Origin of the sequence: Massilia eburnea (genome assembly GCF_009720745.1) — a bacterium.
In the GTDB taxonomy this organism is placed as follows: domain Bacteria; phylum Pseudomonadota; class Gammaproteobacteria; order Burkholderiales; family Burkholderiaceae_D; genus Rugamonas; species Rugamonas eburnea.
Map to the genome: position 1 here is coordinate 423294 of NZ_WNKX01000001.1, position 25929 is coordinate 449222.

A 25929-nucleotide genomic window follows, 5' to 3' on the forward strand; every position below is an offset into this window, starting at 1 on the left:
GGCGGCCATGCTGAAAAATTATCTATTGACGGCCTGGAACGTCTTCCAGCGCCGCAAGCTGTTCACCGCCATCAACCTGGCGTGCATCGTACTGACCCTGGTCGTGCTGCTGGTCGTCACCGCCCTGCTGCAGGAAGCCTTTTACCCTTCCGGCGTGGAGCACCGCAGTAACCGCTTCCTGCAAGTGCACATGCTGGAAGCGACCAACGAGAAGATGACGTCCATCAGCCGCAGCCCGCTCGGCTACCGCATCATCGACAAATACCTCAAGCCGATGCCGGGCGTGGAAACGGTGGCCGCGGTCACCGGCATCGAGCCGACTGCCGTCATCATGAACGGCGCCAGTACCGAAGTGAATATGCGCCACGCCGACGCCGAATACTGGCGCGTGCTGGACTTCAAAGTGCTGGCCGGCCGCGTACCTAACGATGACGACGTGGCGCAGGGCCGCATGGTTGCCGTACTGGCGCGCTCCATGGCGCTCAAACTGTTTGGCGAGCCCGCGCCGCTGGGCCGCAAGGTGGGAACGGGCGGCCAGACCTTTACCGTAATCGGCGTGGTGGAGGATGCGCTGCACCTGAACGCCTATGCCGATATGTGGGTGCCTGTCACCACCTACCCCAATACCACCTACCGCCACCAGATGACAGGCCGTTTCTTCGCCTTGCTGCTGGCGCGCAGCCCCGATGACCTGCCCGCCATCCGCGCCGAAGTGCAGCGCATTACTGAAAAAATGGATTTCGCGGGCGATCCGGAGTTCACCAAGGGCCAGATGTGGGCCGACAGCAAAATCGACATGTTTGCCCGTACGCTGACAGGCAGCCACGAGGTCAACTCGGCATCCGGCAGCGTCGTCCCCGGCGTCAAAGGTATCAGCGGCGCCAGCCTGATTCTGGCCGGCGTGAGCTCGCTGATGTTGCTGTTCATGCTGCTGCCAGCACTGAACCTGGTGAACCTGAATGTTGGCCGCATCATGGAACGCAGCACGGAAATCGGCGTGCGCAAAGCCTTCGGCGCCAGCAATGCCCAACTGGCCGTGCAACTGGTACTGGAAAACGTGCTGCTTTGCCTGGCCGGCGGCGCCATCGCCCTGGTATTGGCGGCCGGCGTGCTGTGGTGGCTTGAAGCTGCCGGCCCCATTCCTTACCTGAAGGTCGGCATCAACCTTGCCGTTTTCGGCTGGGGCCTTCTGATTACGATTGTCTTTGGCGTGCTGTCCGGCGTGGTGCCGGCCTTGAAGATGGCTCGCCTCGACCCTGTCCACGCCTTGAAGGGAGCCGCCTGATGCTGCGTCACCTGCTTAAACTGACCTGGAAGCGCAAGACGCGCAACATGCTGCTTAGCGTGGAAATCATGCTGGCCTTTGTGATCGTGTTCGCCATCGCCGCCACCGGCGTGCGTTACTGGCAGCTGTACCACCGTCCGCTCGGCTTCCAGTACCAGGACGTCTGGGCCGTGCAGCTGCAGCCGCCCATGGACAACCGGTTTGCCCGCACCGAGGGCGCACATGACCTCTTCCTGCGCGCGCTGCAGGCGATGCCACAGGTGGAAGACGCGGCACTGACCAATTTCGCGCTGTTCCAGGATTCCAGCATGGTCAGCCGCTTCAAGGCACCCGATGGCGGTCGCGAAACGCGTAGCAATATGGTAGAAACGAATGACCGGTTCTGGTACACGCTGGGCATGAAACTCGCGGCCGGACGCTGGCCCTCGGCGCAGGACAACGGCGCCGATGCTGCGCCTGCCGTGGTGAACCGGCGCATGGCGGAGGAACTGTTCCCAGACCGCTCGCCGCTGGGCCAATTGATCGTCGCCGAGTCCAGCGATCCCAAAAATGCGGCCCGCTTCCGGATAGTCGGCACGATCGACGATTTCCGCAGTCACGGCGAATTCATGGCGCCGCGCCCCGTTGTCCTGTTCCGCCAATCGTCGGTTGATGGCAACAAGACCCAGATGACGCTCCTGGTCAAAATGCACCCCGGAACGCCGCGCTCCTTTGAACTGGACTTGCAGCGCCAGCTCAAACAAGTGCGCAACGACTGGAGCTACACCATCAATCCGCTGGCCGAACTGCGCACCTCGCAGCTGGCCGAAAAGCTGGTGCCGCTCAAGATCCTGGCGCTGGTTGCCGTCTTCCTGCTGGCGATGGTGGGTTTCGGCCTGTTCGGCGTGCTGTGGCAGAACACCACGCGCCGCATTCCGGAAATCGGCCTGCGGCGCGCCATGGGCGCCACGGCGGCCGGCATTGCGCGCCAGATCGTCACCGAACAACTGCTACTGAGTAGCGTCGCGATGCTGGTGGGACTGGCCCTGCTGATGCAACTGCCGCTGACAGGTCTTCTTGGAGACGCATTGAACTGGCAGGTGTTTTCCGGGGCTGCGGCCCTTTCAATGGGCGTTATCTATCTGCTATCCTTGCTGTGCGCGCTGTATCCGGGCTGGCGCGCCAGCCGCCTCCATCCCGCCGCCGCCCTGCACCACGAATAATAGGAAGACATGCGCCGTATCTTGATTGTTGACGACGACAGCGCCGTACAGGTTTCGCTGCAACTGCTGCTGAAACAGGCGGGCTATGAAGCGCGCTGCTGCGACGATCCGCAGCAGGCCTTGCAAGCGCTGTCCGCAGGCCAGTTCGACCTGGTGCTGCAGGATATGAACTTTTCCTTGCAAACGAGCGGTGACGAAGGTTTGTCGCTGCTGGCATCGATCCGCGCGGCCTACCCGGCCCTGCCGGTGCTGCTGATGACGGCCTGGGGGTCCATTGCGCTGGCCGTGAAAGGCATGCAGGCCGGCGCCGCCAACTTCTTCACCAAGCCCTGGGACAATGCGCAGTTGCTGGAACTGGTGCGCACCACGCTGGCCGCCGCGCCGCAGCTGGCGGGCGATGGTCCTTCGCGTACGGAGCTGGACCGGCAGTTCGACTTTTCCGGCATCATCGGGGAGCATCCAAAGCTGCTGCGCGTGCTGGCCACCATCGGCCAGGTCGCGGCCACGCGCGCACCGGTGCTGATCCTGGGCGAAAGCGGCTGCGGCAAGGAACTGGTGGCCGACGCCATCCACCGCAACAGCCCGCGCGCCGCCCTGACGCCGGTCAAGATCAATATGGGCGCCATTACCCCCAGCCTGTTCGAGAGCGAGATGTTCGGCCATGTGAAAGGCGCTTTCACCGATGCGCGCAGCGACCGGCGCGGCCATTTCGCCACCGCCCATGGCAGCACCCTCTTCCTCGACGAAATCGGCGAACTGCAGCGCCCGGACCAGGTCAAGCTGCTGCGCGTGCTGCAGGACCAGACCTTCACGCCGGTAGGCTCCAGCCGCAGCGAGCAGGCCGACGTGCGGGTGGTTTCCGCCACTAACCGCGAACTGGCGGAAATGGTGGCCGATGGCAGCTTCCGCGAAGACCTGTTCTATCGCCTGAACCTGATCACCATCCGCCTGCCGGCGCTGCGCGAGCGGCGCAGCGATATACCGCTGCTGGTGCGCCATATTCTTGTCACGGTGGCCAGCAGCTACGGCCTGCCGCCGGCCAGCGTCACCCAGGCAGCACTGGATTGGCTGGTGGCGCAGCAATGGCCGGGCAATATCCGCCAGTTGCGCCAGACATTGGAGCGCACCATGCTGCTGGCGGGCCGTCCACAGCTCGACAAGCCGGATTTCATTGCCGCCAGCGCGCATGAAGAAGGCGGCAGCCAGCGCCTCGGCGTGGACGGCATGACGCTGGACCAGGTGGAGCGCCTGATGATCAGCAAGGCGATGGAACAGCACCAAGGCAATATCACGCGCGTCGCCACTGCGCTGGGGCTGTCGCGCGCCGCCCTCTACCGCCGTCTCGAACGGCACGGTATTGGCGCGCCGCCAGAGGCTGAGCCCGTGTCCCACCGGGGTGCCTGACCCCATGGTGGGACACGGGCTCAGCCGTCTGCGCACGCAGCTGTTCGCGTTTCTGGCGGCGCTGCACCTGCTGCTGTTTGCCTTGGCCTTCCTGCAGCTGCGCGAGCGGCCATGGTTGTTCGTGGCGCTTGAGGCAGTGCTGGTGGCCAGCTTCGTGTTTGGCGTCCGGCTGTTGCGGCGCGCGCTGGAGCCGCTCGGCTATACCCAGCGCCTGCGCGAACTGCTGCAAGACCAGGATTACGCCGCCCGGCTCCGCCACGACGGCAGCGGCAGCGATGAACTGGGCCAGCTGGTGGCACAGTTCAACGCCCTGCTCGACACCCTGCACGCAGAACGCCTTCGCATCGGCGAACAGCAAGGCTTCCTCGACCGCCTGCTGGAAGCGACGCCGAGCGCCGTCATCGTATTCGATTTCGACGGCAACGTTTCCCTGCTCAATCCCAGCGCGCAGGCGCTGAATCACCGCGACCATTTGCTGCAGCAGATGGAAAGCTTGCCCGATGGCGCCAGCACCATGCTGTCCGATCCGGATGGCCGCCGTTATCGCGGCCAGCGCGGACACTTCTTCGACCGCGGTTTCGCGCGCCGCTTCCTGCTGCTGGAAGAACTGACTGAAGAACTGCAAAGCTCGGAACGCGCGACGTATGAAAAGCTGGTGCGCGTGCTGGGCCATGAAGTGAACAATACAGTGGCCGCCACTGGCTCCGTGCTGGAATCGCTGCTGTTCTACCGCCGCCAGTTGGCCGCAAGCGACGGCGAAGACTTCGCCACCGCCATTGGCGCCGTCAAGCGGCGCAACGCCAGCCTGGGCGAATTCATCGAACGCTTTACCCACGTTGCCAAGCTGCCCGCGCCCGAACTGCGCCCCTGCGCCGTGCAGGATGTGGTGGAAGACATCCTCTACCTGTACCGCGAACCGTGCCGCAGCCGAGGCATCAGCATCGGCTGGCGGCGCCGCGACGAAGCCGGCCCGCTACCGCTGGACCGCCACCTGATCGAGCAAGCGCTGCAAAACCTGGTCAAGAACGCGATGGAGGCGGCACACGCCACGCAGCAGGAAAGCGGCGGCGCTGCTTCAGTGGAGCTGGAACTGGTGCGCGAGCAGGAAGGCCTGCGGCTGTCTGTCATCGACTCCGGCGCACGCCTGGCCAGCGTACCGGCCAGCCAACTATTCACCCCCTTCTTCAGCACCAAGAAAGGCGGCCAGGGCATCGGCCTGCTGCTGGTACGCGAAGTGCTGCTGCGCCACGGCTTCGCCCACCGCCTCGCCCCCAACGCCGCCGGCGAAACCAGCTTCGACATCTGGCTCCCCCACGCCTGAACGGCTGAGCCCGTGTCCCACCCTGGGGTCACACCCGTTTCGGGACACGGCCCCAGCCTTGTGCAATGCCGAGGCCGTGTCCCATTTCGGGTGTGACCCCAGGGTGGGACACGGGCTCGGCCTTTTCGGGGTGCGGGCGATCGTGTGCCATCCCGTCCCGGCATCGCTTACCATAGGCTTTTGACTATCCGCCGAAAGGTCTGCGATGGAGCAAAAATGGCCGCAACAGGTTTGGCTGGTACGTCATGGCCAGAGCGCGGGCAACGTCGCACGCGACGCCGCCACGGCTGCCAAAGAGTTGCTGATCGATATTGCTGAACGCGATGTCGATGTCCCGCTTTCCGAACTGGGTATGCGTCAAGCCGATGCGCTGGCGCAATGGTTCGCGGCCTTGCCGCCCGGGCAGCAGCCCAATGTCGTGCTGTATTCCCCTTACCTGCGTGCCCGCGCTACCGCCCAGGCGGTGCTGCAATGCCTGGGTCCGGAAGACATGCTGGCTGTGGTCGCCGATGAACGCTTGCGCGAAAAAGAATTCGGCGTCACAGATCGCCTGACTTCGCTGGGCATTTCTCGGAAATATCCGGAACTGGCGGAACAGCGCAAGCACGTCGGCAAATTCTATTTCCGGCCGCCGGGCGGGGAGAGCTGGTGCGACGTGATCCTGCGCCTGCGCAGCGTACTCGACACCATTACCCGCGAGTACCGGCGCGAGCGTGTGCTGATCATTGGCCATCAGGTCATCGTCAATTGCTTCCGCTACCTGTTCGAGCGGATGGATGAGGAAACGATCCTCGCCATTGACCGCGCCGCCGACGTGCCGAACTGCGGCGTCACTTCCTACCAGTTCGATCCGCAGGCCGGCAAGCGCGGCAAGCTGATGCTGGAGCTGGAAAACTTCGTCGCGCCGCTGAAGGAAAGCGGCACGCCGGTCACCGACAAGCCGGACCTGCCGTCCGCACCGAAGCCATGAGCAGCGCTGAACCGCTCGACCTCAACCCTGCCCTGCTGCGCCGCTGGCCCTTGCCGCAGCCCGGTTTCGATGGCGACAAAGAGGCGCGGGGCCATGTGCTGATCGTGGCCGGTTCGGCGGAAATGCCCGGCGCCGCCATGCTCGCAGGCGAAGCGGCCTTGCGTGCAGGCGCCGGCAAACTGACCATTGCCACCGCTGCCAGCATTGCTCCGCAGGTGGGCGCGGCAATTCCGGAAGCGCGGGTGATCGGCCTTGGCGAGACCTCCGCGCACGGCTTCCTGGCCGACAGCGCGCGCCGCCTAGGTGACCTGGCGGGCAAAGCGGATGCCCTGCTGGTGGGTCCCGGCATGCAGGATGAAGGCGCCTGCGTCGAGCTGGTACATCAGCTGCTGGAACGTTTTGAGGGCATCCGTACGGTGCTCGATGCCACCGGCATGTGCGCGGTCCATCCGCGCGGCGAGCCGCACCTGCTGGATGAAACGGTCGATTGGGAGCAGTTCCGCTTCCCATCGCCGGTGCTGTTGACGCCCCATGCCGGCGAACTGGCGCGGTTGACTGGCGCCGAGCGCCGCAGCATCGAACAGGAACCCCATCGCGCTGCACTTTCCTCCGCTGAACGCTGGAACGCCGTCGTCGCGCTGAAAGGCGCCACCACGGTCCTGGCGGCGCCGGATGGCAAGGTGTGGCAATACCAGGGCGGCAATGCCGGCCTGGCCATTTCCGGCTCGGGGGATGTCCTTGCCGGCATCATCGTTGGATTGCTCGGCCGTGGCGCCACGCTGGAACAGGCTGCGGCCTGGGGCGTGGTACTGCATGGAGCAGCCGGCGAACAACTGGCGCTGCGCTGCGGCCCGCTGGGCTACCTGGCGCGCGAAATCGCAGCTGAAGTACCTGCCTTGCTGCGGGTACTGGCTGCCCCTTGAAAGGAATTGAAAAATGATCACTTTGAACAAATTGAGCGCCCTCATGCTGGGCGCAGCATTGGCTGCCGGCGTGGGCGGTTGCAAGAAGCATTCGGAAGACATCCAACCCGCACCGGTGACCACGCCGAATACGGCTACGCCGACCACCACGACGCCGCCAGCTGCCGAGCCAGCCCCGGTAACGCCGCCACCAGCGACGCCGGCTCCAGACACTACACCGCCTGCCGGGGGCGCCACCCCAGGCACCAGTGGCACCAGTGGCACCAGTGGCACGAGCGGAACCAGCGGAACCAGCGGCACCCAGGGCACGACCGGCGCCGGCCAACCGCCTTCGACCGCACCTGACCGCGTCGACCAGAAAGAGCCACGCGACCGCCGCCCAACCTATTAAACCGGAGGCATCCACATGCAGATATTCCGCCATGCGGGCGCCCTGACGATGGGCGTCCTGCTGGCTGCGGCATTACCAGCCTGCAGCAAGCACAATGCCGAAAGCCCGGCCAATCCACCCACCGGCGTGGCGACCAAAGCGACGCCCGATACCGGCGGCACCGGCACCGAGCAACCCAGCCTGCCCGCAACAGGGGCCAGTCCCTCCGACAGTGGCAATCACCCCGCTACGCAAGGCACGGCGCCGGCGGTGCCCAGCGGCGGCGCCGCGCCTGCCAACGGCCCTGCAACAACGCCCGGCTCCTCGCCGCCGGCCAGCGGCAAGCAGCCGGGCACGTAGCGGCCTACTTGGCGATCAGAAGCAGCACGCCTCGGCCGCAGACGCCGTACACGTAGTTCTCGCCGCCGATGAAGTCTTCGGCGCCGGGAGTGCGGACCTGGCCCGCACCTTCAGCCCAGGTGCAGGTGTCGGTGACGCGGTACCAGCTCTTGCCATTGCCCGGCCATGGCAGCGTGAAGTTCACGCTGCCGCTCCAGCCATTGTAGGCAACGTAGATGGCGGACGCGGAATCACCAAATTCGCTGCCGTCGATGCGCCATGCCAGCGCATGGTTGTTGCCGTCATTGAAGTAAGTGCTGTCGGCGACTGTGCCATCGGGCTTGAACCAGCGCAGTTGTTCCATCACGTTGCCGTTGCCATCCGTCGATGCATAGAAGTTCGCGGGACGCAGCGCGGGGTGGGCTTTACGGAACGCCACCAGGCCCTTGGTGAAGGACTGGAAGTTGGACTGGTCGGAGCCCCAGCTCCAGCTCTGCCAAGTCGCAGTGGAGTCAAGGTTGTAGGGATTGTTGTTGCAGTTGATGCTGCGCAGCGCTTCGTCGCCGCCTACCATCATCGGCACGCCGCCGGACAGCAGCATCAGCGCCATGCCGTTGCGCGCAGCCTTGCGCTGGTCGCTCGCCACGCCACCCTGGTCCCAGCTGTTGTTATTGTCTTCACCGCCATCGCTCGGACCGTAAGGCCAAGCCTGGCTGTTGTTCTTCGAATTGCAGCTGTATAGGTCCTTCAGCGTAAAGCCGTCGTGGGCAGTGATGAAGTCAACGGAGTGCCACGGCTTGCGGCCATCGTCGCCATACAGGTCGCTGGAACCGGCCAGGCGGCTTGCCAGCGTGCCCGGCGTGACGCTCACCTGCCCCATCTTGTTCTGGTGCTGGCGGATCACGTCGCGGTACATGCCGTTCCATTCCGCCCAGCCGGTCGGGAAGCCGCCCACCTGGTAGGAATTGCCGCCAATCGCCCACGGCTCCGCGATGTGCTCAACGCCGCTGCCACCGCCCGCAGGCCGTGGCGGCAGCTCCGCCACGATGCGGTTCAGCGCATTGCCGCTGTCCATTTTGTCGAAGTTGTAGCAGCCGTGCTGGCAGGTGTTGCCCAGCACCGAAGCCAGGTCATAGCGGAAGCCGTCGACGCCCAGCTTGTCGCGCCAGTAGGCCAGCGAGTCGACGATCAGGTTCTGCGCCACCGTATTGCGGGTGTTGTAGTTGCCGCCGACGCCAGTGTTGTCCCATGGGTACTGGTAATCGCTGGTCAGCGAGTAATAGGTCGGATTATCCAGGCCGCGCATGCCGTAGATGTTGTAGGTGGTCTTGTCGCCGGCATTCCACTGGCCGCCTTCGCCGGTGTGGTTGTACACCACGTCGATGTAGACCTTGATGCCGTTGTCGTGGAAGGCTTTGACCATTTCCTTGAACTCGCGGGTCGGGCCGCCAGCCGTCTGGTCGTAGCTGTAGTGGCGGTCGGGCGAGAAGTAGTTCAGGGTCATGTAGCCCCAGTAGTTGTCGCCCGTATCGGAATTCGGATCGGCGTCGTTGGTGTCGTTCTGGGTTTCCTGCACCGGCAGGAATTCGACTGCGGTCACGCCCAGGCTGGCCAGATATGGCGCTTTCAGGCCAGCCCCCTTGTAGGTACCGCGATAGGCAGCCGTGATGCTGCTGTCATTTTTGGTCAGGCCGCGCACATGGGCTTCGTACACGATGTCGTCTTTGAAGGCACGCGTCGGCTTGGTACCGATCGACTGCGTGTCGCCTTGCAGCACAATCCCCTTCGGCGCGCTGCTGCCGCTGTCGATGTTGCGGTACAGGGACCCGCTGGCGTAGATCGTGCCGTTGCTCATGGTGGCGGTGGTCGGGTCGTGGCTGATCTCCAGCGCGTACGGATCGGTCAGCAGCTTGTTCGGGTTGAAGCGGTTGCCGTTGGCGTCGACGTCGGTAATCAAGCCCGCCGCCGATCCCTTGGTCCATGTAGGGCTGAACGGCCAGTTGGGTCCCCAGGCGCGGTAGCCGTAGTACACCGTGCCGGTGATGCCATAGCTGGCCAGCTGGGTACTGGTGACATTCAGGCTCCAGACGCCGCCGCTGCCCAGGGTCATCGGCAGGCTGGCCTTCTCCTGCTGGCCGGTGGCGGCGCTGTACAGGTAAAGGTCGATGCGGGTCGCGCGGCTGGAATACACCTTGAAGTTGATGCTCGATTTGGTGGCGTCATAGGCGGCGCCAAGGCTGCTGGCATTGATGGCGGCGTGGGCAAGCGGGCTGCCGAACAAGGCGCAGCCCAGCATCGCCACCCCGAGGGCACGGCGAACTTTCATGTATGTCTCCCTTTTTTGATTTATGTACTTATGCTACTTGGTAGCGAATCGATTCTGCTCCTTAGCTGAGGTTTACTCAATCGCAATCCGATTCAACTGATGTAATTCCACTACAAATCCCAGGCTGATACACTTGCCAAATAAACCATCTGGGAGCGAGCATGCGATACATCATTGTTGGCGGCACCTCGGGCATTGGATTGGCGACGGCGAAGATGGCCGCCGCCGCCGGGCATTCAGTCATTGCTGTCGGCCGCGATCCGGCCAAGTTCGGCGACGCGGAGTCGGTGGGCGCCGCCACGGCACAACTGGACGCTGGAGACCCGGAGGCGGTCCGGCACTTCTTCAGGGAGCACGGCGAATTCGATCACCTGGTGCTTTGCGTATCCGGTTCTTCCGGCGCGGGAAATTTTCGCGAACTGGATATGAACGATTTGCGCAAGGGATTCGAAGGCAAGTTCTGGCCGCAAATTGCCTGCGCCCAGGCTGCGCTGCAAACCATCAGGCCAGGCGGCTCGATCACCTTTGTCGGCGCCATTTCTTCGCGCGCGATGAAGCCGGGGACGGCGGGCCTGGCCGCCATCAATGCCGCGCTGGAAGCGATGGTGCCGATCCTGGCTTCCGAGCTTCGCCCTACGCGGGTGAATGCCGTTGTGCCGGGCGTCGTGGATACACCCTGGTGGTCGCGCGTACCGGAGGCGGCCAAGGCAGAACTATTTGAAAAACTTGCGAGCGAAGTCGCCGTGGGACGGATCGGCCAGCCAGAAGACCTGGCCAGCGCGATCATGCTTGTCACGTCGAATACCTTCGTGACGGGCGCCATCCTGGACTGCGATGGCGGCTGGAAGCTGAAGAACTAGGGCACCAGGGTCATTGCCAGCACTTCGACATTGGCATTGTTCGGGAAGACGACGTTCTGGACGTTCTTGGCCGAATTCAGCGCAAACGTGTAGTTGTACAAATGGAAAGTGCGGCTATCGCGGCCACCATTGTTCGTATCGCGATAGCTCATCGGCACGGCGTCCAGTTCCCCGGCATAGCTTTGCGGCGTGAACCAGTCGCTCATGCTCTGCGTAAAAGTCGTCGAGGTGCCGTCCGTGTAATTCACCTTGAACGCTTGCGAGGTCTGGTTGCCGCCAACTGCCGTCGCCATCATGCGCAGCGACGCGTATTGGCCGGCCGGCAGCTGCAGCGTCTGGCCCGTAGCACTGACGGCGTTATTCGCATTGGCCGTGCCGTAGTTGTACTTGACGCCATTCAGCGTGGTCGAAGAACCCAGCAGGTTGGACGAGAAGGCATAGCCGCCGTTATCCAGCCCGCCGCCCGTGCAGGTCAATGAGCAGCTACCGAACTTCGTGCCGTCGGTGTACACGCCGCCGCGCGAGAACACGGTCGACAGGCTGACAGGCGTTCCTGGCGGCGGCGCAGCGGTGTTGCTCAACACACCGGCCAGCACCACGACGTTGCGGTTGCTTGGCAGCGTAACGCTGGTGACGGTCTTGGCGCTGTTGATCGCGAACGAGTAGCCGTACAGGTAGAAGGTGCGGTTGTCCTTGGCGCCGGTCGGGCCGTTGCGGTAAGCCATCGTGACCGCTTTCGATTCACCTGCATAGTTCTGGGGGCTGAACCAGTCGCTCATGCTTTGGCTGATCGTCGTGCTCGTGCCATCGGAGTAGTTCACGACAAAGGTCTGCGACACCTGGTTGCCCTGCAGGCCGGTGGCGAGAATGCTGAACGTGTTGTACTGCCCGGCAGGCAGGCCAACCGTCGTGTTGTACCAGGCATCAAGCGTGTTCGCGGCGCCGAGTGCGAAGGCATTGCCGTTCCAGGTGACCGAGGAACCGAGCAGGTTGGAAGAATAGGCATAGCCGCTGCCGTCGATGCCGCCGTTGGTAATGGCCGTGCCGTCGGTGGAGATGGCCTGGACATCATAAGCGCCCGGCGGATAAGGATCGATGCCGAGCGCGTTGTTGATCGCTGTCGCATAGGCCTGCGCCGAATTCTGGCCGTTATAGGTCTTGCCTGCGATGTCGTCGTACAGCCAGAGGAAGCCGCCCGTGATGCCGCACTGGCTCTTCCAGCCCGCCATCTTGGTCTGCAGGGTCGGCGGCGTATAATTCGAATCCCACAAACCCGGGAAGACCGGCACGCTGCCAAAGTTCCAGCCCGAGCATGGACTGTTCCCGGCCCCGCCGGAATAGGCCTGCAGGTGCACGCCGTCGACTGTGCCCGGCAACTGCGTATTGATGTTCGACACCACCGAGGTCCAGAAGGCCGAATTGGTGTACGGCGACATGGTGACCTTGTAGCCAAGGTTACCAAGCATCACGGCGAACTGGCTCATGGAGGCCGAGTCGTAAGTGCTCTCGTCATCGAAATCGATGGCGTCCAGCGAAGGAATCGCCTGCTTCAGCGCGAGGAAGGACTTATAAAGGATGCTGCTGCTGCCCGTGCCTTGGCTTTGCACGAGCGATTTGACGTGATCGAAGTCGCTCGGGTTCGCGTTCGACGATCCGACACTGAACGTGATGCGCTTGGCAGTGCCCTGCTTCATCGTCGCCAGGTCGGCGGCAAAGTTGGGCCAGGTATTGTTGCCGACGTAGACGCCGCCCGAGGTCAGCGGAAATTCGCCATTGAAGTTCAAGTCGCCGGCGGCGGTGACCTGCACGCTCCATACAATGACTTCGGTGAAGCCGGAATTCTTGATCTCCGAAATATTGCTGGCGACGTGCTTGTACATTGGGCCGCCGCCATAGACACCGTTATATCCCGTCGCAGCCCAAGCCGCCGATCCAGCAAAGCCGCACAAAGCCAGTAGCGATAGCGCCCTGTGCACGACCTTCATGCATCCGTTTGTATCCATGTGTTGTCTCCCTATTATTGTGCCCGGCTATATGCCGGTTGGCTCAATGTATAAAGCGAGCAAGGGAGTATCAACAAACTTCGAAGTTTAGGGCCTCATTTAGTCCTGTTTTACTAAACTAGCGCTTCCGGGCGGCCATCGACGCCATGACACGCTCTGCGTTCTCCTTGCAGTCAACGCCGGCAGGCTTCGAGTCGATCAAGTGGACCAGCGATTTCAGCTCCGCCTTGCTGCGCGCCAGACGCTCCTCCAGCGCTTCGATGTCGGCGATTTTCTTGCGCAGGGCGGCGATCAGCTCATCATGCTTCCACGATGAAGCATCATCCGGCAGCAGCTGACTGATTTCTTCAAGCGAAAAGCCGGCATGCTGGGCATCCGTAATGACCCGCAGGATGGTCACGGCATCTTCGGGATATTCGCGATAGCCGTTCGACTGCCGGCTCCCGACTTTGAGCAGCCCTTTCGACTCGTAAAAGCGGATCGCCGACGCGGCCAGGCCTGTCTGTTTAGCCAATTCCCCAATTTTCATCATGCGCCTCCCTCGAACCACCACTATAAGCTTAAAGCCAACTTGAAGGTCAAGCCGGAAAAATAAACCTTGACCTTCAAGTTAGCTTTAATCCTAAGGTGTAGTCATCGCAACCACCGATGGATCGCAAAAATGAATCCTTTCACCCCGCTGGCCTTGCCCAATGGCGCAATCATCCCCAACCGAATTGCCAAAGCCGCCATGGAGGAAAACATGGCGGACAAGGACCACGCGCCATCCGAACACCTGCTCCGCCTGTACCGCGCCTGGGCCGAAGGCGGTGCCGGGCTGCTCATCACCGGCAACGTGATGATTGACCGCCGCGCCATGACAGGGCCCGGTGGCGTGGTGCTGGATTCCGGGCTGCACAGCGCCCGCTTTGAAAAATGGGCGGCGGCGGCACGTGCGCATGGCGCCCATATCTGGATGCAGCTCAATCACCCTGGCCGCCAGATGCCAGCAGCTCTGGACCAGGAAACCATCGCGCCATCCGCAGTAGCGATGGACCTGGGGAGTTTTTCAAAACAGTTCTCCGCCCCGCGCGCCATGACGGAAGCAGATATCGCCGAAGTCAAAGCGAACTTCGTCAAGGCAGCGCAGCTGGCGGAAAAGTTCGGTTTCAACGGCGTGCAGATCCATGCTGCACACGGCTACTTGCTCAGCCAATTCCTCTCGCCCATCACCAATAGGCGCGAAGACCAATGGGGCGGCACGATTGAGAACCGCGCCCGCCTGTTGACGGATATCGTCAAGGACGTCCGCGCAGCGGTGGGCAGTGGCTTCTCGGTCGCAGTCAAACTGAATTCAGCCGACTTCCAGCGCGGCGGCTTCAGCACCGATGACGCCAAGCGCGTGGTCGAAATGCTCAATCCGCTCGGCGTCGACATGCTTGAACTGTCAGGCGGCAGCTACGAAGCGCCCGCCATGCAGGGCGAAGCGCGCGATGGCCGCACACTCGCGCGCGAAGCCTACTTCCTGGAATTCGCCAAGGATATCCGTGCCGTCGCGCGCATGCCAGTCATGGTCACCGGCGGCATCCGCCGCTACGCGGTGGTTGAGCAAGTGCTCGGCAGCGGCATTGATATGGCCGGCATTGGCACGGCCCTGGCGCTTGATCCTCAACTGCCCAACACCTGGCGCAATGACCGGGCACATGCGCCCCTGCTGCGCGCTGTCAGCTTCAAGAACAAGGTGCTGGCGTCGCTGGCTTATATGGCGATGGTGAAGCACCAGTTGCGCCGCCTGAGCCGCGGCAAGCGCGCCAATCCTGACGTAGCACCTGTCTTCGCGTTGTTGCAGCAGCAGCTGGACACCGCGATCCGGAATTTCAAATACCGCAAATGGATCCAGGCATGACCCTTCAAAAACTCAGCACCGGCCTGCTGCTGGCCAGCCTCACCCTCCCTTCCTGGGCAGCTGGCAAGACCATCGATATCGCGGGCAATCCAGTCCCGGTGGTCGAGGGCGGGCTGTATGACCGCTATCGCTCCAATCCTCCGCTATCCGTGATCGGGGCCGAAGCGCCGGAACTGGACCTGAGCTGGTTCAAGACCCTGAAAAAGGAAAAGCTCGACATCGGCTTCGAATCCTGGTCGCCCAACTTCTACTATAAGAATAGCCGGATCACCGCAGTCTTCACTGCCGACCTGGCGCGCCTGAATGAATTGATGCCCGAAAAAGTCCTGGAGGCGGTACAGCCGCTACAGGTCTGGCCCGGCCGCGGCCTGGTCGCCCTGACCGCCTATACCTACGAATACTGCGACAACGACAGCTACAACGAAGTCGCGCTCTCGGTCATTACCACCAAGCCCGGCGCAACCAGCTTCGGCCCCTTCACACTGATTTGGCAATCGATGTCGAAAGACTTCTGGGGCTACGTACTGAAGCTGCCTGTGAATACCGAACTGGCGAGGGTGCGCGGCGTAGTCGGCTACAACCTGCCCAAGTGGCTGACCAGCATCGAACGCAGTGAATCGCCACTTTCCGTGACATACCGAATCGGCAGCGAGATCAGTTTTGAAGGGAAAAAGCTGAAGGAGCCGTCCCGCGAGATCGAGATGGTGACCAACAGCTTCACCAACATCGACCGGCAAGGCCGCCTGACCCATGGTTATGCGACGTCGCGCCAGCTCTCGCATGCCACCAGCAGCGACGCCGCATCGGCCACGCTGAACCTTGGCCAGGGCGAGCTGTCCGGCTATATTCGCTCGCTGAAACTGGGCCGGATGATGAAATACGAATACGTGCCCGAATTCCAGAGCGCGCTGTACGCCCCAACCCTGCTCAAATAAAAAAACCGGCCCCTCCTCACGCAGGGCGCCGGTTTCGCGTTCAGGCCGGAAGAGGCTTAGAACTTGTAGTTGTAGGCCAGGCCCAGCAGGTGCATACGGGTCTTCCAGGTGCCAACGGTGGTTTCGCCGTTGCCGGTGCAGGTGCCGGCTGGCGCCAGCGGCGAGCAGTTGTTTTTGTAGGTGCTGTTGGCGTCGTCGAAGTGCATGAAGGTGTAGGCCAGGTCGATCGACGAGTTGGCCGACAGCTTCCAGTTTGCGCCCAGGGAGAACTGGTAGCGGTCCGAATCCGGCAGCGCTGCGTGGCGCTTGGATTCGTTCGGCACTGGGGTGGTGTCGATGGCGACACCGGCGCGCAGCATCCATGCCTCGTCCAGCTTGTAGTTCATGCCCAGCGAAGCGCGGATCGAATTGTCCCACTGCTGGCTGATCACTTCATCGCCTTCGCCGGTGCCGACGAACTGGATGTTCAGGTCTTTCAGGCGGCTGTGGCGGGTGTAGGTCACGTCGCCCATCAGAGCCAGTTTAGGATCGATCTGCGAGAACACGTTCACCGACAGGGTTTCCGGGGTACGCAGGTCAACCAGCGCTGGCGAATTCTTCTTGCGCGAGGACTGTTGCAGGATCGCGTTGACCGAAGCGTCGGTGGTCACTTGGGAGAAGTCCCAGTTCGCGCCGCCCTTCAGCTTGTGGTGGATCGACGAACGGTAGGAGAAACCGAAACGGGTGTCCTGGCTGTAGTTGAACATGTAGCCCAGGTTGAAGCCAACGCCCCAATCCTTGCCGTCCATGGTGGCGTGGCCGTCTTTGGCGGCAGCCAGGGTCGCTTTCAGGGTCGCGGCAACGGTCGCTGGATTGGCGCCGGCCTTGATCATCGCCATTGCCATCGCCTGTTGCAGCGCGGCGCTGTTGGCGGCCAGTGCTGGGTTGGTGGACAGTGCGTAGATCGAACCTGGCACGTCAACAGCCTGGCCCAGTTCGGCCTTCATGTATTCAGCGTCGATACCGAAGCCGAAGGAGTGCTGTTCGTTCAGCTTGAAGGCAACCGTTGGGTTGAAGGTGGCCGACTTCAGGTCGATCTTGGTCAGCGCGTAGCGGCCGGCCCAGTTGTTGTCGTAGTCCAGCTTGGCGCCGTATGGCACGAACATGCCCAGGCCAACTGCCCACTGGTCGTTCAGCTTGGCGGAAGCGTACAGGTTAGGAGCGGCAACGGCTTTCGGTGCGAAGTCGTCGGTCTCGGTCACGCCGCCGGTTGGCTTGCCGACGAAGTTGGTCGAGCCGTGGTCGGTGTACTTGGAATGCGGGATCACGCCGGTGATGCCGCCGGTGAACTGGATGCCATCCAGGCGGGTCAGGCCGGCTGGGTTAGCGAAAATGGTGGAAGCGTCAGCGGCTTCGGCGGAGTTGGCATCCGCGGTGCCCTGGCCGGACACGGACTGGGAACCAAAGCGGTAACCGGATGCATTAGCGTTCATTGCGGCTGCGGACAGGGCTGCAGCAATCATCAAGGAGAGGTATTTTGGGTTCAAAGTAGGTCTCAGCTTTGTTAGTTATTGATTTATTAACTTTTAAGTAACCTTGCGATGTAGAAAGTACGCAAAGGCATGGCAGTCTACACTAAAAGCGCACGAGAGTGCTTTTCAATTGCGAATTGTTTAATGAAAAAGGGTCGACTGACCCTTTTTCCAACAAGTTAATTGATAAATATCAAGCCATCTTTGGCGCGCGGCGACCGTTCACCAGGCCCACCGCTTTCATCAGCAGGCGGAATACCAGGCGTACGAAGACCAGGGCCAGGATTGCCTCGAGGAAAGTCATCAGGAAGGCCAGGGCCGCGCCCCAGCGCTCATCGCGGCGGTGGAACTTGGCGATCATGCTGTCCTTGGTGATCTCGATGCTGTCGTAGAAGGTCGGCACGACCAGCAGGGTCAGCAGCGTCGAGGTCAGCGTGCCGCCAATAATGGCCACGGCCATCGGGCGGTAGAACTCGCCGCCGTTGCCCATGCCGATCGCCACCGGCATCATGCCGGCGATCAGGGCGAAAGTGGTCATCAGGATAGGCCGCAGGCGGGTCTGGCCGGCCTCGATCAGGGCCTGGTGGCGGCTGGCGCCCTCCTGCTCACGCTTGCGCGCCGCGTCCAGCAGCAGGATGGCGTTTTTGGCCACCAGCCCCATCAGCATGATGACGCCGATCAGGCTCATCAGGTTGAGGGTGCCGCCGGTGACGATCAGGCCGACCACCACGCCGATCAGCGACAGCGGCAAGGACAGCATGACGCCGCCCGGCGCCGTGAAGGAGCCGAACTGCATCACCAGCACCAGGTACATCAGGCCGATGCCCGACAGCAGGCCAATACCCATGGCGGAGAAGATTTCACCCTGGTTCTTGCTGGCGCCGCCCACGCCCTGGCCAAAGCCCGGCGGATAATCGATGTTCTTGGCGATTTTCATGGCGTCGGCCAGCACTTCGCCCGCCGCACGCCCCTCCACATTGGCGGTGACGGCGATGGTGCGCAAGCCATTCTTGTGGCGGATGCCGGCCGGGCCCTTGCCCATGGTGACCTTGGCGATCTGGTCGAGCGGAACCATCTGGTTGCTGCCGGCCACTTTGATCGGCAGGCGCTCGATATGCTCCAGGCTCAGGCGGTCGTCCGGATGCAGGCGCACGGCAACATCGCGCGCCTCGCCGGTCGGGTCAACCCAGTCACCCACTTCCACGCCGGCAAACGCAACGCGCAAGGACGACGCGGCATCGCCGGCCGAAATGCCCATCGAGTTGGCCAGGCCGCGGTTCAGTTCAATTTGCAGCTCGTCCTTCGGATCCTGCTCGGACAGGCCGACATCCACCGCGCCCGGCACCTGGCGCAGCTTGGCCATGAAGTCGTTGGTGATGTCCATCAGCCTGCGCGAATCCGGGCCGACAAAGTCGATCTGCACCGCCTTGCCGCCACCGCCGCCGCCAAAGTCGTCGATCACCGTGAATTCGCCGCCCACCATGCCGGCCAGTTTCTGGCGTAGCTCGGAGCCGATCTCGGTAGCGCTACGCTTGCGCTCACGGCGCTCGCCGATATCGACCCAGATATTGCCGCTGGCCTGGTTGATGTACACCTCGGTCGACTTCACTTCCTTGATGCCCATGGCGATCGCGGATACTTTTTCCATCTTGCCGCGCGTGTATGCCAGGCTGGAAGAAGACGGCGTGCGCACGTCAACCCGCAAGGCGCCATGGTCCTGCTTGGGCATGAAGCTGGTGCCGCCCACGGTCACCTGCAGCGCGATGGCCGCGACAAAGCTGGCCAGCGCAATCGCCGCCATCGAACGGCGATGGTCCAGCGCCCAGGCAATCACTTTGCCGTAGCGCGCCGCCTGGTGGTCGAACCAGTGGTTGAACTTGTCCAGCACCTTGCCGATGCCCTTCTTCGGCGCCGTGTGGTGATCCGGCGGGTCGCCCCAGAAGGCCGACAGCATCGGGTCCAGCGTGAAGGAAATGAACAGCGACACGGCCACCGAGCAGGTCACCGTCAGGGCGAATGGACGGAACCATTCACCGGCCAGGCCCGGCATGAAGGCGACCGGGATGAACACCGCCATGATGGAGAAGGTGGTGGCGGCCACCGCCAGGCCGATTTCCGCCGTGCCGTTCAGGGCCGCGGTGCGCCGGTCGGAGCCGTTCTGCATATGGCGCACGATGTTTTCCCGCACCACGATGGCGTCGTCGATCAGCACGCCGATCGCCAGCGACAGGCCGAGCAGGGTCATGAAGTTCAGCGTGAAGCCGCACAGCCAGACAGCGATGAAGGCGGCCAGCACCGACGTCGGCAGCGACAGCGCGGTGATCAGGGTAGAACGCCAGGAGTTCAGGAAGGCGTACACCACGAAGATGGTCAGCACGGCGCCGAACACCAGCGCGTCAATCACATTGTCCAGCGAATCCTGTGCTTCCTTGCCGCCGTCTTCCGTGATGTCCAGCGTGGTACCGCTGTCGGACAGCTCCTTGTTGATCTCCTCGGTCAGCTTGCGCACCTGCTTGCCGACCGAGACGGCGGAAGCGTCGCGCGCCCGGATAATGTGCAAGGCCACGTTCGGCTTGCCGCTATGCAGGCTGACATTGTTAATTTCGGCGAAGCCGTCCTCGATCTGGGCCACCTGCCCCAGGCGTACCAGCCGTTCGCCATCGCGCTTGACCACCACATCCGCGAATTCTTCCGGACGCTCGATGCGGCCCACCAGGCGGATCGCCTTTTCCTCCAGGTTGCCGCGCACCTTGCCCACCGGGGCATTGGTGTTCTGCATATGCAGCGCGTTAGTGACTTCGGCCACCGATACATTGTATTCACGCAGTTTTTCGGCGCGCAGCAGCACCGACAGTTCGCGTCGCAGCGAACCATTGACGTTGACCACCGAAACACCGTCCAGCGCGCGGAAGCGGTCGGCCAGCTTGTCTTCGGCCAGGCGCGAAATGGCGGCGTGCGACAGTGTCTTCGACGACAGCGCCAGCTGCATCACAGGCTGGGCGGCGGTGTCGACCCGCTGGATCATCGGCTCACGCATCTCCGTCGGCAGCTTGTAGCGCACCGCGGCAATGGCATTGCGCACCTCGTCCGACGCTTCGATCAGGTTCTTGTGGAAGCTGAAGCGGATCTGGAAGGTCGCCATGCTCTCGCTCGAATTGGAGAACAGGTCGTCCACGCCTTCGATTGCCTGAAGCGACTTCTCGAGCCGGTTGACCACTTCGCGCTCCACCGTTTCCGGCGAGGCGCCTGGATACGGGATGTTGATGAACAACATCGGCAGTTCGACGTCAGGCTCGCGGTTCACGCGCAGCTTGGACAGGGCCAGCAAACCCATCGCCATCATCGCGATGATCAGGACGATCGTCGCAACCGGGCGCCGGACACTAAAATTCGACAGGAACATCTTGCATTTTCCTTAACTCACGATTCAAAAAAAAGGGCCCGAAGGCCCTTCCTTGCGCAGCTTGACGCGCTTTACGCCGCCGCAGCCTGGCGGCGGCCCGCCAGGACGAACAGTTTCTTCAGCAGGCGATACACCAGGCGCACGAAGGTCAGCGCCAGGATCGCTTCCACAAAGGTCATCAGGAAGGCCACGGCCGTATTCCAGCGTTCGGAACGCGCGTGGAACTTGGCGATCATGCTGTCCTTGGTGATCTCGATGCTGTCGTAGAACGTCGGCACAACCAGCAGCGTCAGCATGGTGGAGGTGATGGTGCCGCCGATGATGGCCACCGCCATCGGGCGATAGAACTCGCCGCCATCGCCCATGCCGATGGCCACCGGCATCATGCCGGCGATCAGGGCGAAGGTCGTCATCAGGATCGGGCGCAGGCGCATGCGGCCGGCATGCATCAGCGCGTCCTCGCGGCCATAGCCCTCTTCCTCGCGCTTGCGCGCCGCGTCCAGCAGCAGGATGGCGTTCTTGGCCACCAGGCCCATCAGCATGATCACCCCGATAAAGCTCATCAGGTTGAGCGTGCCGCCGGTCAGCAGCAGGCCCACCACCACGCCGATCAGGGACAGCGGCAGCGACAGCATCACCGCGCCCGGCGCCGTGAAGGAGCCGAACTGCATCACCAGCACCAGGTACATCAGGCCGATGCCGGACACCAGGGCGATACCCATGGCGCCGAACACTTCCTTCTGGTCTTTGCCGGAACCGCCCACGTCCATGCCGAAGCCCGGCGGATAATCCATGGCAGCGGCCAGCTTGCGCGCTTCCTCGATCACTTCACCGTTCGAGCGGCCCTCGACGTTCGCCGACACCGACACCATGCGCTTATTGTTCTTGTGGCGGATGGAAGCCGGGCCCTTGCCCATGGTGATGGTCGCGATCTGGTCCAGCGGCACCATCTGGTTGGTGCCGCTGACGGCGATCGGCAGGCGCTCGATATTTTCAGGGCTGACCCGGTCGGCCGGGTGCAGGCGCACGGCCACGTCGCGGGTTTCGCCGGTCGGGTCGACCCAGTCGCCCACTTCGATACCGGCAAAGGCCACGCGCAGAGAAGTCGCCGCATCGCCGGCCGAAATGCCCATCGAGTTGGCCAGGCCTCGGTTCAGTTCAATCTGCAGCTCGTCCTTCGGATCCTGCTCGGACAGGCCGACGTCGACCGCACCCTTGACCTGGCGCAGCTTCTCCATGTACTGGTTGGTGATCTCCATCAGCTTGCGCGAATCCGGGCCGACGAAGTCGATCTGCACCGGCTTGCGGGCGCCGTTGTTGATGTCTTCCAGCACCACGAATTCGCCGCCTACCAGCCCGGCCAGCTTCTGGCGCAGCTCAATGGCGATTTCGGTGGCATCGCGTTTGCGCTCCTTGCGCTTGCCGATGTCGACCCAGATACGGCCGCCCGACAGGTTGACGTAGGTGCTGGTCGCTTTCACCTCTTTAATGGTGTGGGCGATTTGCGCAGCCTTGTCCATCTTGGTCTTGGTGTAATCCAGGCTGGAGGAAGACGGTGTGCGCACGTCGATGGCGATGGTGCCGAAGTCCACTTTCGGCAGGAAGCTCGAGCCGCCCACGGTGAACTGCAGGGCCAGCGCGCCAACGAAAGTCAGCACCGCAATCACGCCCATCCAGCGGCGGTGATGCAAGGCCCAGGCGATCACCTTGCCGTAACGGTCGGCCTGGTGGTCGAACCAGTGGTTGAACTTGTCCAGCACCTTGCCCAGGCCTTTCTTCGGCGCGGTGTGGTGGTCCGGCGGATCGCCCCAGTAGGCCGACAGCATCGGATCCAGGGTGAAGGAAATGAACAGCGACACGGCCACCGAGCAGGTCACGGTCAGCGCGAATGGACGGAACCATTCGCCCGGCATGCCGCCCATGAAGGCGACCGGGATGAACACCGCCATGATGGAGAAGGTGGTCGCGGCGACGGCCAGGCCGATTTCGGCGGTACCGTTCAGCGCTGCGGTACGGCGGTCGGAGCCGTTCTGCATATGGCGCACGATGTTTTCCCGCACCACGATGGCGTCGTCGATCAGCACGCCGATCGCCAGCGACAGGCCGAGCAGGGTCATGAAGTTCAGCGTGAAGCCGCACAGCCAGACCGCGATAAACGCCGCCACCACGGAAGTCGGCAGCGACAGCGCGGTGATCAGGGTGGAGCGCCAGGAATTCAGGAAGGCGTACACCACGAAGATGGTCAGCACGGCGCCGAATACCAGGGCTTCGATCACGTTGTTCAGGGAATCCTGCGCATCTTCGCCGCCGTCGCGGGTCACTTCCAGCGAAGTGCCGTTGCCTTCGGCCTTGAATTCAGCATTGATTTCTTCGGTCAGCTTGCGCACGGCCTTGGCCACCGACACGGTGGAGGCATCACGCGCACGGATCACGGCCAGGCCCACGTTCGGCTTGCCGGAACGCAGGCTGACGTTATTGATTTCGGCAAAGCCGTCCTCGATGGTCGCCACCTGGCCCAGGCGCACCAGCTGGTCGCCATTGCGCTTGACCACCACGTCCTTGAATTCTTCCGGACGCTCGATACGGCCCACCAGGCGGATCGCCTTTTCTTCCAGGTCGCCGCGCACCTTGCCCACCGGTGCATTGGTGTTTTGCATGCGCAGCGCCTGCGCCACCTCGGCCACCGAGACATTGTGCTCACGCAGCTTGTCGGCGCGCAGCAGCACCGACAGCTCGCGGCGCAGCGAACCGTTGACGTTGACCACGGCTACGCCGTCCAGCGCGCGGTAGCGGTCGGCCAGCTTGTCTTCGGCCAGGCGCGACAGCACGGCGTGCGATTGCGTCTTGGACGACAGCGACATCTGCATGATCGGGTCTTCCGACGTGTCGATGCGCTGGATCATCGGTTCGCGCATCTCGGTCGGCAGCTTGTAGCGTACCGAGGCGATAGCGTTGCGCACCTCGTCGGACGCTTCGATCAGGTTCTTCTTGAACGTGAAGCGCATTTCGATGGTGGCGCTGCCCTCGCGCGAAGTCGAGTACAGGTCGGTCACGCCTTCGATCGCTTGCAGCGATTTTTCCAGGCGGTTGACCACTTCGCGCTCGACCGTCTCGGGCGAGGCGCCAGGATATGGGATGTTGACGATCAGCAGCGGGATCTCAACGTCCGGATTCTGGTTCACGCGCAGCTTGGACAGGGCCAGCAGGCCCATGGCCATCATCGCCACGATCAGCACGATCATGGCGACTGGGCGCTTGATACTGAAATTTGAAAGGAACATGGTTCGACTTCCTGTGGTTACCTTTTAATTACCCTTGCTTGCATCAGCAGGCACGGAGGCCGAAGCCATGGTCTTGGCCACCTGCATTTCCACTTTCTGGCCGTCGCGGAAGCCGGAAGCCGGGGTGCGCATCACCAGGTCGCCCTTGGCCAGGCCGGTCTGCACCTGCCAATTGCCGCTGCGCGCATCGCGCGCGCCCATTTGCAGGGTGGCCTTGGCCAGCTGCTTGTCCTTGATCTTCCACACGTAGGTGGTGTCGCCCTGCTTGACCAAGGCCGATTCCGGCACCATCAGCGCCGAAGTGGTTTCCGCTTCGATGCGGCCTTCGGCGAACAGGCCGGCGACGCGCGGCAGGTTCGTGTCGGCGAAGTTGACCAGCACTTCCACCTGGCGGGTCACCGGGTTGGCGGCCGGATCGACGCGCTTGACCTTGCCCAGGAAGTTCTGGCCAGGGTAGCCGTTGATGGCGAACACCACGCCCTGCCCCACTTTTACCACGCCCACCGAGTCGGCGGAAACGCGGCCTTCAAAGCGCATCGAGGCAGGGTCGATTACTTTCACCAGTTCCTTGCCGATCTGCGCGGTGTCGCCGGCCGAGACCTTGCGCTCGGAGACGATGCCGTCGAACGGCGCGCGCACCAGGGTGCGGGTCAGCTGCTGGTTGGCAGCGACCAGGCGTGCCTTGGCGGCCGACAGGTCGGACTGGGCGTTATTGCGGCGGATTTCAGCGTCTTCCAGCACCTGCGAGGACACCATGCCGGACGATTTCAGGGTCTTCTGGCGGGTCAGCACGCGCTCGGCCGCATCCAGGGACTGGCTGGAGGCGCGCACCGCTTCCTGTGCCGAATTCAGCGCATCGCGCAGGGAAGTGTCGTCCAGGCGCACCAGCAGGTCGCCCTTCTTCACCGCCTCGCCGTTCTCTTTCAGCACCTGCATCACGACGGCGCCCACTTCAGCGCGCATATCGGCCTTGCGCTCTGGTTCGATGGAGCCGGTGATCACCGGGCCGGACGAGAGGGCATTGCTTTCCACCGTCACCAGATCTTCGGACGCAACTTGCAGCGTTGCCAGCTTCTTGTCATCGCCCTTGCCTTTCGCATCGGCAGTGGCCGAAGCGCTGGCCTTGCCGGCTTCCGGCGCCTTGTCGGATTTACCGCAGGCGACCAGGGCAGAAGCAACGGCAACAGCTAATAGGGTTTTACGCAACATGTGAATCTCCAGTTTGGTGGACGGCTTATTTGAATATTGAATGCATACTTCTGCAGCGTGCAAAAGTATCTAATTAGAGAGGGGGAGTGTCAATTCACCTGGGCCAGAATGCGGGATTTCATGGCTGGACTGCAGGATTCGCGGATAAACCGCAAAAAAGGTGAATATTAGAGAGAAAGGGATTGATTCATTTGTGAATCAATCCCCGGAGTATTCAACGCGGGAAGAGCGCGAAAACGAGGTGGCCGATGGCTATGCCGGTGAGCAGGCCGCCGCAAATCTCGATCACGGTGTGACCCATCCGTTCGCGCAGCCATTTGTGGTCCGTGGCATCCTTGGCCAGGCGGTTGATGGCCGCCGCCTGCCGGCCGACGTGCTGGCGCAGGCTGTTGGCATCGATGATAACGATAAAGCAGAGCGTGACCGCGACGCCGAAAGCCGGATGGCCGATACCCTCGCGCAGCGCGATCAGGGTGGCCATGCTGGACACCACAGCGCTGTGGTTGGACGGGAAACCGCCATTCCCGACCAGGTTGAAGGCCCATTTGCGGGCTTTGATACTATTAATCAGGAATTTGATCGGACCGACAGTAATCCAGGTCAAAAGCGGCGTCACAAGGTAAGCGAGATCCATTTATAGCGTCCTAAGGGGCAATCCACCATTATAATCGGCGCACTAACAATATTAATAGCAAGCAAAAG

Annotated in this window: 19 protein-coding genes; 11 read left to right on the forward strand and 8 right to left on the reverse strand. The window is 62.6% G+C overall.

Annotated features, from left to right (window positions below; translation table 11 throughout):
- The first annotated feature begins 7 nt into the window (after positions 1-7).
- The 8 genes from GM658_RS02125 (at position 8) to GM658_RS02160 (ending at position 7835) form a co-directional block, all read left to right on the forward strand.
- Positions 8-1285, forward strand: a complete 1278-nt coding sequence (locus GM658_RS02125; protein ID WP_155452349.1) for an ABC transporter permease — start codon at positions 8-10, stop codon at positions 1283-1285.
- The gene (locus tag GM658_RS02130) at positions 1285-2487 is read left to right on the forward strand and encodes an ABC transporter permease (protein WP_155452350.1); all 1203 of its coding nucleotides are present in this window, start codon (positions 1285-1287) and stop codon (positions 2485-2487) included. Before GM658_RS02125 ends, GM658_RS02130 begins: the two co-directional genes overlap by 1 nt.
- 9 nt (positions 2488-2496) lie before the next feature.
- Entirely contained in the window at positions 2497-3891 is a 1395-nt protein-coding gene (locus tag GM658_RS02135; protein WP_155452351.1) for a sigma-54-dependent transcriptional regulator, read from the forward strand.
- A gap of 4 nt (positions 3892-3895) precedes the next feature.
- On the forward strand, positions 3896-5212 hold the full coding sequence (locus GM658_RS02140; RefSeq protein ID WP_155452352.1) for a sensor histidine kinase: 1317 nt from the start codon (positions 3896-3898) through the stop codon (positions 5210-5212).
- A gap of 205 nt (positions 5213-5417) precedes the next feature.
- A complete protein-coding gene (locus GM658_RS02145) occupies positions 5418-6182 on the forward strand; it encodes a histidine phosphatase family protein (protein WP_155452353.1) in 765 nt (254 codons plus the stop codon).
- Positions 6179-7105 (forward strand): NAD(P)H-hydrate dehydratase, encoded by a 927-nt coding sequence (locus GM658_RS02150; RefSeq protein ID WP_155452354.1) that lies wholly within the window; start codon positions 6179-6181, stop codon positions 7103-7105. The genes GM658_RS02145 and GM658_RS02150 overlap by 4 nt, the downstream gene beginning before the upstream one ends.
- Before the next feature lie 13 nt (positions 7106-7118).
- Complete coding sequence (locus GM658_RS02155; protein ID WP_155452355.1) at positions 7119-7496, forward strand: hypothetical protein; 378 nt, start codon at positions 7119-7121, stop codon at positions 7494-7496.
- Positions 7497-7511: 15 nt separating this feature from the next.
- A complete protein-coding gene (locus GM658_RS02160; RefSeq protein ID WP_155452356.1) occupies positions 7512-7835 on the forward strand; it encodes a hypothetical protein in 324 nt (107 codons plus the stop codon).
- A 4-nt stretch (positions 7836-7839) separates the two neighbouring features.
- On the opposite strand, the gene GM658_RS02165 is transcribed toward GM658_RS02160, so the two are convergent.
- Positions 7840-10140, reverse strand: a complete 2301-nt coding sequence (locus GM658_RS02165) for an isoamylase (protein WP_155452357.1) — start codon at positions 10138-10140, stop codon at positions 7840-7842.
- A gap of 161 nt (positions 10141-10301) precedes the next feature.
- Here GM658_RS02165 and GM658_RS02170 point away from each other — a divergent pair, with 161 nt between their 5' ends.
- On the forward strand, positions 10302-11000 hold the full coding sequence (locus tag GM658_RS02170; RefSeq protein WP_155452358.1) for an SDR family oxidoreductase: 699 nt from the start codon (positions 10302-10304) through the stop codon (positions 10998-11000).
- Here the strand turns inward: GM658_RS02170 and GM658_RS02175 are convergent.
- Together GM658_RS02175 and GM658_RS02180 are read right to left on the reverse strand one after the other, a co-directional pair.
- Positions 10997-13003, reverse strand: coding sequence for a beta-sandwich domain-containing protein (locus tag GM658_RS02175; RefSeq protein ID WP_155452359.1), 2007 nt, complete (start codon positions 13001-13003; stop codon positions 10997-10999). The genes GM658_RS02170 and GM658_RS02175 overlap by 4 nt on opposite strands.
- 118 nt (positions 13004-13121) lie before the next feature.
- Positions 13122-13535, reverse strand: a complete 414-nt coding sequence (locus GM658_RS02180) for a MerR family transcriptional regulator (protein WP_308612778.1) — start codon at positions 13533-13535, stop codon at positions 13122-13124.
- Positions 13536-13664: 129 nt separating this feature from the next.
- On the opposite strand from GM658_RS02180, the gene GM658_RS02185 reads away from it, so the two are divergent.
- Entirely contained in the window at positions 13665-14888 is a 1224-nt protein-coding gene (locus GM658_RS02185; RefSeq protein ID WP_155452360.1) for an NADH:flavin oxidoreductase/NADH oxidase family protein, read from the forward strand.
- Complete coding sequence (locus GM658_RS02190; RefSeq protein ID WP_211841797.1) at positions 14885-15823, forward strand: acetoacetate decarboxylase (ADC); 939 nt, start codon at positions 14885-14887, stop codon at positions 15821-15823. Before GM658_RS02185 ends, GM658_RS02190 begins: the two co-directional genes overlap by 4 nt.
- 56 nt (positions 15824-15879) lie before the next feature.
- On the opposite strand, the gene GM658_RS02195 is transcribed toward GM658_RS02190, so the two are convergent.
- The 5 genes from GM658_RS02195 to GM658_RS02215 form a co-directional block, all read right to left on the reverse strand.
- Complete coding sequence (locus GM658_RS02195; RefSeq protein ID WP_229416712.1) at positions 15880-17295, reverse strand: OmpP1/FadL family transporter; 1416 nt, start codon at positions 17293-17295, stop codon at positions 15880-15882.
- A gap of 232 nt (positions 17296-17527) precedes the next feature.
- The gene (locus GM658_RS02200) at positions 17528-20737 is read right to left on the reverse strand and encodes an efflux RND transporter permease subunit (protein WP_155452362.1); all 3210 of its coding nucleotides are present in this window, start codon (positions 20735-20737) and stop codon (positions 17528-17530) included.
- Positions 20738-20808: 71 nt separating this feature from the next.
- A complete protein-coding gene (locus GM658_RS02205) occupies positions 20809-24018 on the reverse strand; it encodes an efflux RND transporter permease subunit (protein WP_155452363.1) in 3210 nt (1069 codons plus the stop codon).
- 24 nt (positions 24019-24042) lie between these two features.
- Positions 24043-25227 carry an efflux RND transporter periplasmic adaptor subunit gene (locus GM658_RS02210; protein ID WP_155452364.1) on the reverse strand — a complete coding sequence of 395 codons (1185 nt, stop codon included), beginning with the start codon at positions 25225-25227 and terminating at the stop codon, positions 24043-24045.
- Positions 25228-25441: 214 nt separating this feature from the next.
- Positions 25442-25861, reverse strand: a complete 420-nt coding sequence (locus tag GM658_RS02215) for a divergent PAP2 family protein (RefSeq protein ID WP_155452365.1) — start codon at positions 25859-25861, stop codon at positions 25442-25444.
- Between the last annotated feature and the right edge of the window lie 68 nt (positions 25862-25929).